A 15,346-nucleotide genomic window follows, 5' to 3' on the forward strand; every position below is an offset into this window, starting at 1 on the left:
TCCATTTCCTGTATTAAACGGTAAGTTTTACAGTACCATATCCGCGCCGATTATTCAACAAACAAACATTAATAATTTGCATACCGCGTACAAATGAAAAAAGGCGCCGGCTTCGCAAAGGAAGGGGCGCCTCTTGCCGTGCAAAAAAACCTTAGGGATTGACTGTCGTCTTATATACGCTCGTCAATTTTCCGTCCGCTCCGCGCACGAGTTCGAGCATGACCGCGGACTTGACGGGATTGTGCCGGGCATCGAAAGTCAAGTGCCCCGTAACGTAATCGCCGTCCGTCTGCTCAAGAGCCGAGCGGACGGAAGCGACATCGAGGTTTCCGGCTTTTACGATCGCGTCGCGCAGCATATACACGCTGTCGTAGCCGAGAGCCGCAAACGCATTGGGCGCGGAATTGTATTTTGCCTTAAAGGACGAAACGAATTTCTGCACTGCAGGAACTTCCGAATCGACGGCATAGTGATTCGAATAAAATCCGTTGAGCACTTCGTCGCCTGCGTTTCCGGACAGTCCGTCCCATCCGTCCCCGCCGACGATGGGCGTCGTTATGCCCTGCATGCGAAGCTGGCGCGCGATGAGCGCGACCGTACCGTAGTAATCGGGAATATAGACGACAGCGGGTGCCGCGTTTTTGATTTTCGTAAGCTGCGCGTTGAAATCCTTATCACCGGTCGAATACGATTCGCGCGCGACGACCGTTCCGCCGCCGGCTTCAAATGCTTTGACGAAATTTTCTTCGAGCCCGACGGAATAATCGTTTTGAATGTCGTACAAAACGGCGGCGCGCTTTGCACCGAGCGTTTCCGTTGCGAATTTTCCGCCGACCGTTCCCTGAAAAGGATCGATAAAACACGCGCGGAAAATATAATCGCCCGCATCGGTGATTGCGGGAGACGTAGCCGCCGGCGCGATTTGGATGACGCGGCTTGCCTGAGCGAGCGTCGTTACGGCCTGCACGCAGCCTGACGTAAGCGAGCCGACGATGAATTTCACTTTATCTTTCGTCGTCAATTTTTTGAACGCATTGACGCTTTTATCGGGTTTGCCTTCATCGTCTTCTCCGATGAGCACGATTTTTTTACCGTTTACGCCGCCTGCTTCGTTGATTTCACCGATCGCAAGGTCGATGCCTTTTTTGCATTCGACGCCGTATACGGCGACGTCGCCCGACAGCGGAAAGATGCCGCCTATCGCAATCGTATCGCTTTCGCTTTTGGAACAGCCCGCCGCAAAAAGCGCCAAAGCCGCAACAAGCACAAAACCTGCGTATTTTCCGAGCATTTTCATATCGAATACCTCCGGGGTATGATCTTAAACATGAGTAAATATATTCAAAAATATTAAAGGTTGTCAAGCGCGCCGCAAATGCGTTTTACAACGATCCGACAGGGCGTGCATACGCGCTAGGGCAGGCTGCATTCGTCATACTCGGACTTCGATTCCTTTAAAAATTTTAAAACATATGTTACAATAATAATTATGAATATTTTATTTTAAAAATTCCGATCAAAAAAGCGGCACTTTTGATATGAATATTCAAAATTATTTTTATCACGGAGGTATATGATGGACAAAGCAAAACCTATGCATTCGTATAGGGGGGGGGTATTCGGTAAAGCTCTCTTTTTAAAATTAACAATTTTATTTTTCGGTATCGTGCTGACTGCCGTATCGATGGCAAGCTGCGCGAACGGATCCTCGGACACCGGCGGAACGACGATCCCGACGATACATCCCGACGAACAATGGGTCAATGAGGCCATAAGTAAAGCGGGTGCGGCTCCTACATTCATCGTAGGCACGGGAAAAACGATTACCCTTTCAGGAGACGGCTTAACGTGGACGTCAAATAACACCGCCATCATAAACGTCGCAGGCTCACCTTCCGGAGCATACGATGTTACGCCGCCTGAAGGGAAAGCCGATGTAACCTTAACGGCAAAGGCGAAAAAGGGTGCATTTTCAAAAGAAAGAAAGTTTACCGTCGTCGTACACAAAGACTCATCGACGGTGACAGTCGCCGATCTTATAAAAAGCATCAACCTGCCTTCGGAAACGGAAACCGACATAAACCTTCCTGCAACTATTCCGGGAGTTTCCGGCGCAAGCATAACGTGGACTTCGGATAAACCTTCCGTAATAGCCGACGACGGCAAAATAGATCCTGAAAAGCGGGATTTGCGCGACATACCCGTAAAACTTACGGCGACGCTTACTTATAACGGTACGGCGACGAAAGACTTTACCGTCGCCTTAAAGCGTCTTACGGAAATATCGGAAACTCGTACCAAGGACGGCAATACCACTACTACAAAGTGGATTTTTACCGATACCGAAATATGGTATACAAGAACACAGACTTCAAGTTCAGAGACGAATACGTACGGCAGAAAATTTATATACCAAGACATCGATACGACTACAAAAAAACTTAAAATGCTGCGGCAAACACATGATATGCTGAACGGAAAGTCGTACGAAATCGGCAGCTCCGAACACAAAGCTTTAGCGATAAACTCTGGAATGTCTGAAGCCGAGTATGCGGAATACGTGAATAGGAATAAAACACCCAGACTCTGTACCTACAGCATTCGGTATCACACGACCGAAAAAACATACGTTTTTTATATAAAGGAGACGTACGACAGTTCGAAAAAATGGTTTGAACAAAGCGGCAGCTATCGGTACGACACATCGCCTTATAAATATATACGGATTGAAAAGGAAATGGGATCGGACTATCGTTTTTCGTATGATGATAAATCCTACGTCGGAACAATAAACGCGGAAGGCACCGTCTTTACCGGCAAGGAAAAAGATAACAACGCAGACACGATTACTGTAGACATCACCGACAATCTTGACGGCACCGTTTCGATAAGAGTCGCAGGTAGTACATATACGCTCTACTTTTACGGCAGGTATCTATAACAGCAAAGTTTTTCCGCTCGTGCCGCTGCTGCAAACGGCAGCGGCAAAAATCGCCGGTCGACGGATAAGCAGACTGCAAACACGGACGGTCGTATCTGTAAACGGCGACGCGTCATGCAGATTGCACGCATCCCGCCGCAGCAATCCCCGCCGCGCGCCCTACACGCGTTTTGCCGATTTTTTTGCGGCGGGCTTCGACGCGTCTTGGATCGCTTTTGCATGCGCTTCGGCTTTGACGATCTCTTCGAATTCTTTGCCGTCCATCGTTTCTTTTTCGAGCAAGTACTTCGCGATGTATTCGAGCAACTCGCGGTGCTTTTTCAAAAGAGCGACGACGGATTTGTAGCGCTCGGCCATAATGCGGGCTATCTCTTCGTCGATATATTTTTGCGTTTCTTCCGAATACTCGCGCACGAGCTGCGGTTCGGCAGCCCCGTATCCCTGTCCCGATTTTCCGAGCGTAACGTTTTTAAATCGGTCGCTCATACCGTAAGCAGTGATCATTTTGCGGATCGTATCGGTTGCCCGTTGGATATCGTTTGCGGCTCCGGTCGAAATCTCGTCGAAGATAACCTGTTCGGCAGCTCGTCCGCCGAGTAGCACGTCGACTTCGTTGATCAAATCGCGTTTCGTCTCCAGTGTCTTTTCTTCTTCTTCGCGATACTGCGTAAAGCCGCCGATACCGTGAGAGCGCGGAACGACGGTGATCTTGTTGACCGGCGGATAGTCGGGCGTAAAAGCGCCGACGAGCGCGTGTCCCGTTTCGTGGAACGCGACGATGCGCCGCTCTTTTTCGTTTTCCTTGCGCGTCTTTTTTTTGAGACCGATGCTCACTTTGTCGATCGCGTCGTTAAAATCGGACATCGTCACTTTTGCGTGCCCGTTGCGTACGGCGAGGAGAGCCGCTTCGTTTACGACGTTTGCGAGGTCGGCCCCCGCGAAACCTATCGTGCCGTGCGCAAGAGATTCGAAATCGACGTCGGAATCGAGTTTGACGTTTTTCGCGTGGATGCGCAAAATCTCTTCCCTGCCCTTGACGTCGGGACGTTCGACGGGCACTTGGCGGTCAAAGCGGCCGGGGCGCAAAAGCGCAGGATCGAGTATGTCGGGGCGGTTCGTCGCCGCTAAAATGATCAATCCTTTTTCGTTATCGAAGCCGTCCATTTCGACGAGGAGCTGGTTGAGCGTCTGTTCGCGTTCGTCGTTGCCGCCGAGGTTGTTCATGCGGCTTTTGCCGATCGCATCGAGTTCGTCGATAAAGATGATGCACGGCGCTTTTTCCCGCGCTTGGCGGAAGAGGTCGCGCACGCGGCTCGCACCGACGCCGACGAACATTTCTACGAAGTCCGAACCGGAAATGCGGAAAAAGGGCACGCCCGCTTCTCCCGCGACAGCGCGCGCAAGGAGGGTTTTACCCGTACCCGGAGGTCCGACGAGCAGCACGCCCTTCGGGATCTTACCGCCGATGTCGGTATATTTTTTCGGCTGCTTTAAAAAATCGACGACTTCGATAAGCTCGTCTTTCGCTTCGTCCACGCCCGCAACGTCGGAAAAGCGCGTTTTCACTTTCCCCTCTTCGACGGCTTTCGCGCGCGACTGCCCCGCGCCGAAAATGCTTCCCATACCGCCGCCCATGCCGCTTCCCATCTTTCGAAGCACTAAAAAATACATGATAAAAATAAAAACGATCGGTATCAAATTAACAAGGATCGGAAGCAGGTAATTGTTTTGCCGGAGCACGAATTTATAATCGACGCCCTTTTCGTTCATCAGTTCGATGAGTCCTTCGCTTAGGCCCAGTACGCCGAGCGTTTTGTATTCCTGCCGGCTGCGCGTTTGAACGGGAAAAAGCATATAGCCTTTCGCGCTCTGCTCCGAAGAAACTGCGCGCTCGGGACCGTAGCCCGTAAAATAGGTTTCGCCGAGTTCGACCGAAACGATCTTTCCGTCTTCGATGAGGCGGCGGAATTCGGAAAAATCCACGAGGTTGTCGGGCTTGGACATGACGAACATATTGACCAGCGCAAGCACCGCAAGCACGAGGAGCATAAGCGCCCACAGCGGAAACCGCGAGCGGTTATTGTCATCGTCTTTTTTCTTTTTATCGTTGTTGTCCGGCCCTGCAAATTTAAAAAAATTGTACGGATCGTCTTTATTGTCGTCTTTTTTATCTTTGATTTCATCGCTCATCAAAAACCTCACTGGAATACGTTTCACTCATTTAAATATACGCAATATCGCCGCCTTTGTCGACACAAAAACGCTTGCGCCGAATGAATTTCGTATAAAGTTCCGTTTTCAAATACCGATACTCATATACGGATGACTGTTATCCCGACGAAATATCCCGCCGCATGGGTACACGGAGGTTGAACATGGGCTACAATCAAGCGTATAATGCATATAAAAATACGAATATCCGCACGGCAAGTCAGGGGCATCTCATCGTGTTGCTCTATGAGGGAGCGGTACGCCAGCTCACGGCAGCAGCCGATATGTTCGATTCGGCAAACGCCATAAAAGCGCGCGATATCGAAAAATTCAATAACTGTCTGCAAAAAGCGCAGGCGATCATCACGGAGCTGCAAGTATCGCTCGATATGGACAGGGGCGGCGAAATCGCAAAAAATCTCATGTCGCTGTACATATTTTTCAATAACGAACTCATGTCGGCCAACATCAACCGCGACAAAAAAAAGGTCGATTTTGTGCTGTCGATGCTGACGGAACTTTCCGACGCGTGGCGGCAGGCGGCAAGCAGCACGGCAAATGCACCGGCGGCGACGGTCGCAAACTCGCTGAATATAGAAGGCTGAATCGAGGAAAACTCATGCATAAACTTTCACAAAACGAAATAGACGAACGGGTCGCCGTACTCAAACGCTTTAAAACGCTACTCGTACAGCAGCGCGATAAATTCCGCGAATACCTCTTAGTGCTCGAAAAACAGCAAACGTCGATCACGGAAGAAAACACCGACGCCCTCATCGCGCATACGGAGCTCGAACAGCAAGTCGTTTCGAATATCGCCGGTCTGCAAAAAGTGATCGTACCGATGTCGGAAATGTATTCGTCGATCAGGAGTTCCGCCGAGGCCGACGAAACCCGCGCCCTCGAATCGATTCAAAAAGACCTTGCACACTTACAGTCCCAAGTCCTCGCCCAAAACGAAAAGAACCGCAGCCTGCTCCGAGTCCACATCGCAAACATTCAAACTCAGATGGAGCGCATTAAAAATCCGTACCGCGGAAGCAGGAGCGTGTATGCGCAAAAGCAAAGCGTCGGAAGTTTCGTCGAAGTGCAGGCGTAAGAGGGCATGATCGCACTCATCGCGGCATACGCAAAAAACCGCGCGATCGGAAAAGACGGAAAGCTCCCGTGGAAATTAACAAAGGAACTGCATCATTTCCGCGATGTGACTTCGGGCAATGTCGTCGTCATGGGACGAAAGACGTTCGAATCGCTCGGAAAACCGCTTAAAGGCAGAACGACGATCGTCCTTTCGAAAAGTAAAATCATTTCCGAAAGACAGATGCCCGACGCAAAGCTCTACGGAGCGAGAAGCATAGACGAAGCTCTTTTTCTTTCGGAAACACTTGCAACGAAAAGCGATCCTCCCCCCGACATCTTTTTTGCCGGCGGCGAAGCGGTCTACGCCGAAGCGCTGCCGTTTTGCAGCGCACTTTACATAACGGAGATCGACGCATACGTCGACGGCGACGCCTTTTTTCCGGACTTCGACGAAGCGCTCTTCGACAAAAAAATTATCAAAAAGATAAGCGACGATACCCTGCCCTACACATACATTCTGTACACGAAAAAAGCGCGCGATTGACCGTCCGAACAAACAGGCGCAGCGGATTCCGCGCTCTCCTGTAGGCATACACACACAAAAAAAAGCGCAAAAAAAAAGCGCAAAAAAAATGCTTGTCAATTTATATATTTGCGTATAAAATGATATAATTATGAAGAATGTTCTGCTGATAGATGCATCCCCCCTTTTTAGAGAGTTTTTGAAGGACAAACTTTCTGCAGAAAAAGTTTCGGTTACGGTGACGCAGGGAAAACGCGACGCCTTTATCAAAATGATTTCGATCCTGCCCGATCTCATCATCTATGAAATACAGGACGATTTTTCCGAATTGTTGCGCTTTTTGGAAAAAAAACGCGCGGATCCGAATGCCGTCCGCATTCCGATGATCGTCTCAGGTCCCGTCGCCGACCGTACTAAACTCTCGCAGTTTGCGCAGTTCGGCGTCACCAAATATTTTACCAAACCGATAAAATTCGATATTTTTTTCGAAGCGGTCGGACAGATCCTATCTCTCGCGTTTTCCATGGATACGACCCAGTGCGTACTCGACATCCACCGAAACGGCGATATCATCTTCATAGAAATCGCCGACGGGTTGAATCGGGAAAAGCTCGCGCTGCTCAAATATAAGCTGACGGAGATGATCGACGCGGGACAACTGGATGCTCCGAAGATAATCCTGATGCTGACGAATCTCGATCTTTCTTTCGTCGACGGATCGAATATCGAACTGCTGCTGGACAATGTGCTTGCCGACCCGAAAGTGCAGCCCAAAAACGTGAAAGTGCTTTCGCTCAATTCTTTTATCCGCGAGCTGATTGCGGGGCATCCCCAATACGACGGCATCGAAGTCGTAACCGAACTCTCTCACGTCCTCAATTCGCTCATCGACAGCAGCGCGGGTTCAAGCGTTTCCGAATTGGTCGAGGAAAAACTTTTGACGCCGATGCGCGAGCCGTCGCAGGATTCCATCGATACGCGTTTTTATTCCGACTTGGGTGTCGAACAGGACGACAGCGAAACCGTCGGAAACGTTTTGCGCATCGCGCTCGTGGACGACGACGCTGTCGTTTTGAAGCTTTTGGAAAGCGCGTTCAGAGCCGTAAGCGCGACCTGCGATCTGTATTCCAGCGGAGCGGAGTTTTTAACGGGCATCAACAAACACCGCTATGATCTCGCCGTCGTCGACATACTGATGCCCGGTATTTCGGGTTTCGATATTTTGGCGCGATTGGGCAACACCGCACACGGCGTTCCGATCATCATCTATTCGCAGACGACAAAGCGCGAAGACGTCATACGCGCGCTCAGCCTCGGCGCAAAGCACTATCTAGTAAAACCGCAAAAACCCGAAGTCATCGTACAAAAGGCGATAGAGCTGCTCCATGGAAAAATCTAATATCGATCCCGACCAGCGATTAACGTTTCTTGCGAACACCGTACACGAAATCCGTACGCCGGTGCAGACGATCATCGGCACGCTCGAACTGCTTTCCGATACGAAGCTCAACAACGAACAGCAGGAATACGTGCGCCAAATTCAATTCAGCACGAATGTTCTGCTCTCGCTCGTCAACGACATACTCGATTTTACGAAAATCAAATCGCGGCAGATCACCCTCGAATCGATTCCGTATGATGTCGTCGCTCTCACCGAACAGGTCGTCGACCTCGTCAGTATGGAAGCGTTCGGCAAAGGCATAGAGCTCGTCGTCGATTCCGACTACAAACTGCCGCAGCTTATCGTCGGAGATCCGACGCGCATTCAGCAAGTACTCCTCAATATTATTAAAAATGCCGTCAAGTTCACGCAATCGGGCTATATTCACGTAGCGCTTAAGTGCAAAGATAAAAAAATGCTGCTCTTTGAAATAGCGGATACCGGCATCGGCATTCCGAAAGAAAAACAGGGGCAGCTTTTTACCGATTATTATCAGGCGGAAACCTCGACGACGCGCAAGTACGGCGGAACGGGTTTGGGACTGGCGATATGCAAAGGACTCGTCACGGCGATGAACGGCGACATAGGCGTACGCACGAATCCCGACGGCGGCTCCGTTTTTTGGTTTACCGTTCCCTTTGCCGCGGCACAAAATCTGCCGGTTCCGAACACGATAGTCGCCGCCCCTCCGAATACGCGCATCCTAATCGTCGACGACAGCCTCCTCGCGGTAAACAGCATGCGCCAAAAATTCAATTCGTTCGGTTTGCACAATATCGCCCATGCAAAAGACGCGGCGGAAGCGCTGCTGAAAATGAAAAACGCAAACCACCTCGGAAAACCCTTTTCACTCGTTTTTATCGATATGAGTTTGCCGAAAGTGGACGGCTGGCACCTCGCATGGGAAATCAAAGAGTGCAATTTTACCGACACAAAATTATATCTGCTCGTTCCCGAAGGTCAGATGGGTGCCGAAGCGAAGATGAAGCTCATTAATCTGTTCAACGGCTATCTCTACAAACCGGTGAAACGCCATCTCGTGCAGTCACTGCTCAACGACATTTACGACGTACCGACCGACCTCGAAACCGTCGACGCAAAACAGACGAAGGCGAGCGAAGCGGCCGTCCCTGAAAATGGAACAAACATCACAGAGGGCATCACGGTGCTCGTCGCTGAAGATCATCCGCTCAACAGAAAACTGATCATAACGTTCTTAACAAAATTGGGTGCGCCGGTCATCGAAGCGGAAAACGGAAAGCAAGCCGTTGAAGCCGTCGAAAAAAACCGCGCGATCAATATGATCTTTATGGACATTCAAATGCCGATCATGGACGGCATCGAAGCGTCGAAAAAAATCAGAGCAAGCGGTTATACCGGCATCATCGTCGCGTGTACGGCAAACAACGATGAAGACGATTTCGATCTGTACCGCAAAATCGGCATGAACGACATCCTTGTCAAACCTTTTAAAAGGGACGATATAAAAACACTTATCGAAAAATGGCACACGGTTATCGAACTGCCCGTCGCGCCGAAAATCACGATGCTCGACAGCATGATGGCGCCGACGAATACCGCGTGGAATCAAAAAGACTTCGAAGACACGATCGGCGGCGATAGGACGCTCGGCAGGGAACTCATTGCCGAATACCGCAAACAGCTTGCCGCCCTTTTGCACGACGCGGAAAAAGCCGTCGCCGAAAAAAACTTCGACGAACTGCGCCGCATCGGTCACACAATCAAAGGCAGCTCCGCCGCGATTTCCGCGAACGCGCTCGCAAACAGGGGCGCGCGCATCGACGAAGATGCGAAAAGGCACGACATCGAAAACGTGCAAAACGATTTTTCGGCGTTGAAAGACGAATTGACGGTTTTCGAAATCAATTCGGATATATGGCAGCACGAGCGCACCGAAAACTAACGCAGGATACGGCAGGAAAGCGATGAAAACAAATTACCACATGCACACGACATTTTGCGACGGGAGCGATACGGTCGAAGCGATGGCTCTGGCTGCATTCGAAAAGCGATTCGACATAATCGGATTTTCAAGCCACAGCATGTACCCCTTTGCCGGCGACTGCCACATAGCTCCGCGAGAATTTAATAATTACGTAAACGCTGTGCGGAACGCGGCAAAAGCATACGAGGGACGCATGCGGATTTTGCTCGGCTTCGAAGTCGAATATATGCCCGGGCTTTCGATTCCGCGCATGAGCGATTATGCCGCTTTTCAGCCCGACTATCTCATCGGCTCGGTGCACTATCTCATAACGGAAAACGGAACCTTTTCCGTCGACGATAAAACCGAAAACGTCAAAGAGGGACTCGAACGTTTTTTCAACGGCAACGCAAAAGAAGCGGTGTGTATGTATTTTTCGCTGCAGCGCGAAATGCTGCAAAAGGGCGATTTTCTCATCTGGGGACATCCCGACGTTATCAGAAAAAGAAACGGCATCCTGCATTTTTTCGACGAAAACGAAAGCTGGTACCGAAGCGAACTCGTCGCGACGGCGAATTCGGCAAAGCATGCCGGCGTCATCGCCGAAATCAACACGGGCGGCATTGCCCGCGGCGCGATCGACGACGTCTATCCGTCCGCAGATTTTCTTTCGCTGCTCCATACCTCGGGCGTTCCCGTCATGATCAACTCCGATGCGCACAAAGCGGCAGACATCGACTGCGCGTTCGACAGAGCCGAAGCAGCGGCGAAAAAAGCGGGCTACACCGAAGTTTCGTTTTTGGATGAAGGCGTTATAAAGCACAGAAAGATCTAGGCTGAATAAATAAGTTGCAATGACTTAATTTCAAACATGGCATAATAGCTGTCCAAATTAATTGGTAATTGGTAATGTGTAATTTGTAATTGAGTTACCCATTAGCCATTGAAATTACCGTAAGCCGCATTTCGGCGCAGCCTTGCAGCGCGGGCGGTTCGTCCGATATCCCCGACGACTTTTTCAGCCTTCCGTAAAAAAAGGCCAAAACCCGTGTATACGGGACACGGATGTCCTATATACACGGCGGCGCTTTTGCAGCGTTTACAATTCAAAGTCCGGAGAGTAACACCATACGTATGAAAATACTTTTCCGCTATTGTAGTAGTCTATATCATTGTGTATGTCGTTCCCTATTTTCCATGACTGTCCGTTTACCGTGACGGTAATGTCTGTTGCTGTTGTCGGAAGCCGGTACGTTTTACTGTCGGGCAGCTCGATTCTCATCTGTGTGTCTATGTAGTATTTTTTCCCAGATTCGAAAGTGCCGCTTGCATTTTCCCACCCGGTGCCGTTCCACACCCGCCATATGTAGGGAACGAGATACAACAGCTTTGCGTGACTGTCTGCACTGTAGGTATATGTTATAGAATTGGGTATCGGGTTTCCTACTACAGGAGGATCCATCGTTGCCGTAAGCGCGGTTATTGGCGTGCGGTTATCACTCCAGCGCGCATACAGCGTCATGTGATCCGTTACCGGTTCAGAAAAGTCCCATGTGCCCCAAGCCTCCGTACCGTAGCTGGCATAATATTCGGAAGTACACCATGTGGAAAACGTCCAGTACGAATTGACGGCTGCGGGAGCGGCAGGAGGGGAAATCAGCTGTCCCGAATCGGCTTCAATCGCTAGGGGGACGGCACGTCCGCGCCAGCCGACGACAAAGGTAACGAGCTTTTTATCGACTATGCCTTCCGTACAAAAGACGTCGATAAACTTTTCTGCAGGAGGCGAAGCCTCATCGTATACCCTAATCTGCGCAATGCTTGCCGTTTGCCCCGCCTGCGCTGCTTCAGGAGTGCCTGAAATTACGCCGTCTTCTCCAAGCGAAAGACCTGCGGGAAGCGCTCCCGAGGTAATGCTAAAATGATACGGACGCGTACCGCCGCTTACCACTGAAGCGACATCAACTTCGGTTATCGGCTTTCCGACATAGGATTTGGGAACGAATACGCTGCTTTGGCTGAGCGTAAGAGGATTGCTGCTTGAGACGTGGTGTTCTTTTGAAGCAACGGATGCATATGAATAACCGGCATAGTTGTTTGGCGTCGAAACGCTCCACTCTTCGTAAGAATTGCCGTCATCGAAGCTTACAAATACTTTTATATCGGGAGAAAGCATATACCGTGCGTTGTCGGGGCTGTCTATGCGCACTTGCGTTTGTATTTGGTAGATTCCTTCCGTACAAGGCGAGCCTGAAACGTTGCTCCATTCCAGTCCGTCCTTTTTTTGCCAGCCGTATGTAGAATTATTCGCAATAAGTTTTGCAGGCTCTCCCACTACGCCGGAGGGCTCATAGTCCGTATATGTATAAGAAATGCCGCTGGGTATTGTTTGCCCCAATACAAGCGGTGCTGCTTTTGCGCGCACTTTGGTAATGGCAATTCGTTCTCTTACAAAGCTCACTTTCACGTTTACCGCTTTGGTAACGGCGAGGTCATAAGTGGCTGCTATGTTGCTTATAACAACATCGTCTACCTTCCATTCTTTTAGTTCATAGCCCGTATCCGGTACAGCGGTAAAGGTTACGGTTTTGCCTTTTTCGACATTTATAGGGCTCACATCCGTTTCCGTAACGCCGTCCGCCTTTGCTTTAAGCGTACCGTGCCCGCCTTCCACGCTGAAATTTACGGTATACTTGGGCAGCGGTGTACTGTCGCTTTCAAAGCTCACCTTCACGTTTACCGCTTTGGTAACGGTAAATGAATAAGAATTATTCGTGCCGTTTACGGTGTTGCCGTCAAGCGTCCAGCCCTTTACCTGGTAGCCCGTCCCCGGCACCGCGGTAAAAGTTACTGTTTTGCCTTGTTCGACGCTTATGGGACTTGTTGCCGTTTCCGTTATACCGTCCGCCTTTGCTTTCAGCGTGCCGTTTGTGCCGTCCACGCTGAAATTTACCGCGTGCTTGGGTGTGGGCGTAGGCGGAGTGCCGCCGCCCGAATCGCCTCCGTTGGAACAGCTTGTAAAAACGAGCGCTGCGGCAAACAGCAAAGCGCCGGCCGCTGCAATCGGTATTTTTTTTAAAAGGACTTTACCGAGTACCCCCCCCCCTATACAAACGTACAGGGTTCATCTTTCTTTCGTTCATCTAAACCTCCTCGTCAACGGGATAAACCGCTGTTTGTTATTATTATAACATATTTCATCGCTTTTAACAACTTTTATTAATTATTAATTATTGTTTTCAAGGTGATCGTAGAAGATCGGAGATACGACAAATTGTTGCCGCGTGAGACGGCTCGACTTACAGCTGTTCGACTTCCGCTTCGGTGAGACCGGTCGCTTGTGCGATAATACTGATGGAAACTCCAAGTCGTTTGAAATTTGCCGCGTCTTGCAGTGCTTTTTGATATGAGCCTTCTTTCAGTGCGATTTCTCTTTCTTCTTCCCGCTATACGGCGATATCCACGTCATAGTCATATTCGGCAATTAACATATTCATTCTCCTCAAAAAACTTTTGCAGGAAGTTACAACGTCCGAAAAAGTTTTTTCCGTACGCGCGAGCGCACACGTACTAAAGAAGTGTATAATCCGACTATCGAGTTTGCCCGACAAACTCGAAGTATAATCGCGCCGCTTGAAAAAGGCGAAGTGCCGTGCGCTCAGCGGCGCTTGCGCTCTTCTTCCGATGCACAGGTCACACACATAAGTGCATACGGAAGCGCCTTTAAACGTTGCTGCGGAATGTCTTTACCGCACTTGACGCACTTCCCATATTTTCCCTGACGGATGCGGTCAAGCGCATTGTCCACAAGTTGCAGGCGCGCCGCATCCTGAGAGCCGAGCGAATCGAGCAGCGTACGGTCGATCGCATCGGAGGCAACATCTATAACGTCGCCTGCGGCAACGGTCTTTACCAATTTTTTCATATCGTCGCTCTGCTCCGCAAGAGAGGCAAGGATAGTCTGCCGACGTGAGAGCAAATCTTTTTTCATACTTTCGATAAATTTTTTATCCATAACCGATGAACTCCGTGCAATGAACCTCGCCCGTGTTGACAAGCGAGGGGATTTTATACATACTGAACAGTATACGACCAAATCGGAATAAAAACAAGGTTTAAATTGAACATCTGAAATAGCTCCGTTCAATTTAACTTCGAGTTTTCTTTCGAAAACTCGCCCATATACGTGTGCACGATCGCGCACGAATGCAGCATTTTTGAAAATTGATATTTTCTGCAATGCCGCATTTTAAAGATTTTTTTATTCGATTACGCAGCGGAGGAACTGTGGCTAAAGAAGAAGCTATCGAAGTGGAAGGCGTTGTAAAAGAGGCGCTCCCCAACACAACGTTCAGAATCGAGTTGCAAAACGGACATCTCATCCTTGCGACGCTGTCCGGAAAAATGCGGAAACACTACATCAGAATCGTGCCGGGCGATACGGTAAAGGTTGCGCTTTCACCGTACGATTTGAACCGCGGCCGAATCATCTTCCGACAACGCTAAAGCACTTTTCGACGCCGCACGATTTACGCGCCAGAGGATTTGCGGCGTTTCCGTTCTATTTCCGACTTCCCAATTTAATAAGCGCGACGGCGGATTTTACCGCACCGATGACGCCGTTGATCGTGATAAAGAGACATAAGAGCCCGAACAGCGGGAAAAAGCCGAATATGCTGCTCGCGATGATGCCGAAAAACGCCTGCCCCAATTTCGAATAGAGCTGAGAGCGGAGCGCTTCTCGCGTATCACGTCTCTTTTCGTTTGTCCACGTATAGGTATAGCGCCTACCGGCATTTTGCCTGCCTTCGTAATTACTGCCGAACCATTGCCAAAACATATCTTCGTCGCTGAAGCGGGAATCGGCGTAGGATCCGTATGCATACTGCGCATTCTGCTGCCGAGCGTATGAGTATTCCGCCTGTCCGAAACGGTCGTACTGAGAACGCTTCGTTTCATCCCCGAGCACATCGTATGCGGCGTTTATGGCTTTGAATTTTTCTTCGGCGCTTTTATCGCCCGGATTTCTGTCGGGGTGATATTTGAATGCGAGTGTGCGGTACGCTTTTTTAATTTCATCGGTGCTTGCCGTTTTCGCGACTCCGAGCACCGCATACAAATCCTGTTCCATCAAGTATAAAATAGCCGTTTCGGACAAATGTTACAAGTGCTTGCCGCACGAAAGCGGAAGCGAGCAAAAATACG

General features: G+C 49.9%; 13 protein-coding genes and 1 pseudogene. 8 read left to right on the forward strand and 6 right to left on the reverse strand.

The genetic code is table 11. The annotated features are described in order from the left end of the window. Nucleotides 1-151: 151 nt before the first annotated feature. Complete coding sequence (locus tag H9I36_RS08765; protein ID WP_187384977.1) at nucleotides 152-1,297, reverse strand: ABC transporter substrate-binding protein; 1,146 nt, start codon at nucleotides 1,295-1,297, stop codon at nucleotides 152-154. 279 nt (nucleotides 1,298-1,576) lie between these two features. Here H9I36_RS08765 and H9I36_RS08770 point away from each other — a divergent pair, with 279 nt between their 5' ends. Continuing rightward, nucleotides 1,577-2,941 (forward strand): immunoglobulin-like domain-containing protein, encoded by a 1,365-nt coding sequence (locus H9I36_RS08770; protein ID WP_187384978.1) that lies wholly within the window; start codon nucleotides 1,577-1,579, stop codon nucleotides 2,939-2,941. A gap of 159 nt (nucleotides 2,942-3,100) precedes the next feature. Here H9I36_RS08770 and ftsH read toward each other — a convergent pair whose 3' ends face one another. After that, complete coding sequence (gene ftsH / locus H9I36_RS08775) at nucleotides 3,101-5,131, reverse strand: ATP-dependent zinc metalloprotease FtsH (protein ID WP_187384979.1); 2,031 nt, start codon at nucleotides 5,129-5,131, stop codon at nucleotides 3,101-3,103. Between the two features lie 185 nt (nucleotides 5,132-5,316). On the opposite strand from ftsH, the gene fliS reads away from it, so the two are divergent. From fliS to H9I36_RS08805, 6 genes are all read left to right on the forward strand, one after another. Further along, nucleotides 5,317-5,757 (forward strand): flagellar export chaperone FliS, encoded by a 441-nt coding sequence (gene fliS, locus H9I36_RS08780; RefSeq protein ID WP_187384980.1) that lies wholly within the window; start codon nucleotides 5,317-5,319, stop codon nucleotides 5,755-5,757. Between the two features lie 14 nt (nucleotides 5,758-5,771). After that, on the forward strand, nucleotides 5,772-6,251 hold the full coding sequence (locus tag H9I36_RS08785) for a flagellar biosynthesis protein FlgN (protein WP_187384981.1): 480 nt from the start codon (nucleotides 5,772-5,774) through the stop codon (nucleotides 6,249-6,251). A gap of 6 nt (nucleotides 6,252-6,257) precedes the next feature. Further along, the gene (locus tag H9I36_RS08790) at nucleotides 6,258-6,776 is read left to right on the forward strand and encodes a dihydrofolate reductase (RefSeq protein WP_187384982.1); all 519 of its coding nucleotides are present in this window, start codon (nucleotides 6,258-6,260) and stop codon (nucleotides 6,774-6,776) included. A 130-nt stretch (nucleotides 6,777-6,906) separates the two neighbouring features. After that, nucleotides 6,907-8,154, forward strand: a complete 1,248-nt coding sequence (locus H9I36_RS08795) for a response regulator (protein WP_222864678.1) — start codon at nucleotides 6,907-6,909, stop codon at nucleotides 8,152-8,154. Continuing rightward, nucleotides 8,141-10,120: a hybrid sensor histidine kinase/response regulator gene (locus H9I36_RS08800; protein ID WP_187384983.1), complete on the forward strand. Its 1,980-nt coding sequence runs from the start codon at nucleotides 8,141-8,143 to the stop codon at nucleotides 10,118-10,120. Before H9I36_RS08795 ends, H9I36_RS08800 begins: the two co-directional genes overlap by 14 nt. A 22-nt stretch (nucleotides 10,121-10,142) precedes the next feature. Then, complete coding sequence (locus tag H9I36_RS08805) at nucleotides 10,143-10,976, forward strand: histidinol-phosphatase (protein WP_187384984.1); 834 nt, start codon at nucleotides 10,143-10,145, stop codon at nucleotides 10,974-10,976. Between the two features lie 264 nt (nucleotides 10,977-11,240). On the opposite strand, the gene H9I36_RS12815 is transcribed toward H9I36_RS08805, so the two are convergent. From H9I36_RS12815 to H9I36_RS08815, 3 genes and pseudogenes are all read right to left on the reverse strand, one after another. Beyond that, a complete protein-coding gene (locus tag H9I36_RS12815; RefSeq protein WP_222864679.1) occupies nucleotides 11,241-13,187 on the reverse strand; it encodes an InlB B-repeat-containing protein in 1,947 nt (648 codons plus the stop codon). 253 nt (nucleotides 13,188-13,440) lie between these two features. Beyond that, nucleotides 13,441-13,638: pseudogene (locus tag H9I36_RS12935) on the reverse strand (hypothetical protein); the annotation flags it as partial. Nucleotides 13,639-13,799: 161 nt separating this feature from the next. Then, the gene (locus H9I36_RS08815) at nucleotides 13,800-14,156 is read right to left on the reverse strand and encodes a TraR/DksA family transcriptional regulator (protein ID WP_187384985.1); all 357 of its coding nucleotides are present in this window, start codon (nucleotides 14,154-14,156) and stop codon (nucleotides 13,800-13,802) included. Between the two features lie 272 nt (nucleotides 14,157-14,428). Between H9I36_RS08815 and infA the strand changes: the two genes are divergently transcribed. Further along, nucleotides 14,429-14,647 carry a translation initiation factor IF-1 gene (infA, locus tag H9I36_RS08820; RefSeq protein ID WP_016521760.1) on the forward strand — a complete coding sequence of 73 codons (219 nt, stop codon included), beginning with the start codon at nucleotides 14,429-14,431 and terminating at the stop codon, nucleotides 14,645-14,647. A gap of 55 nt (nucleotides 14,648-14,702) precedes the next feature. On the opposite strand, the gene H9I36_RS13070 is transcribed toward infA, so the two are convergent. Then, the gene (locus tag H9I36_RS13070; protein WP_370586964.1) at nucleotides 14,703-15,272 is read right to left on the reverse strand and encodes a DnaJ domain-containing protein; all 570 of its coding nucleotides are present in this window, start codon (nucleotides 15,270-15,272) and stop codon (nucleotides 14,703-14,705) included. Between the last annotated feature and the right edge of the window lie 74 nt (nucleotides 15,273-15,346).

The sequence above is a fragment of the Treponema sp. Marseille-Q4130 genome, assembly GCF_014334325.1.
Taxonomy (GTDB): domain Bacteria; phylum Spirochaetota; class Spirochaetia; order Treponematales; family Treponemataceae; genus Treponema_D.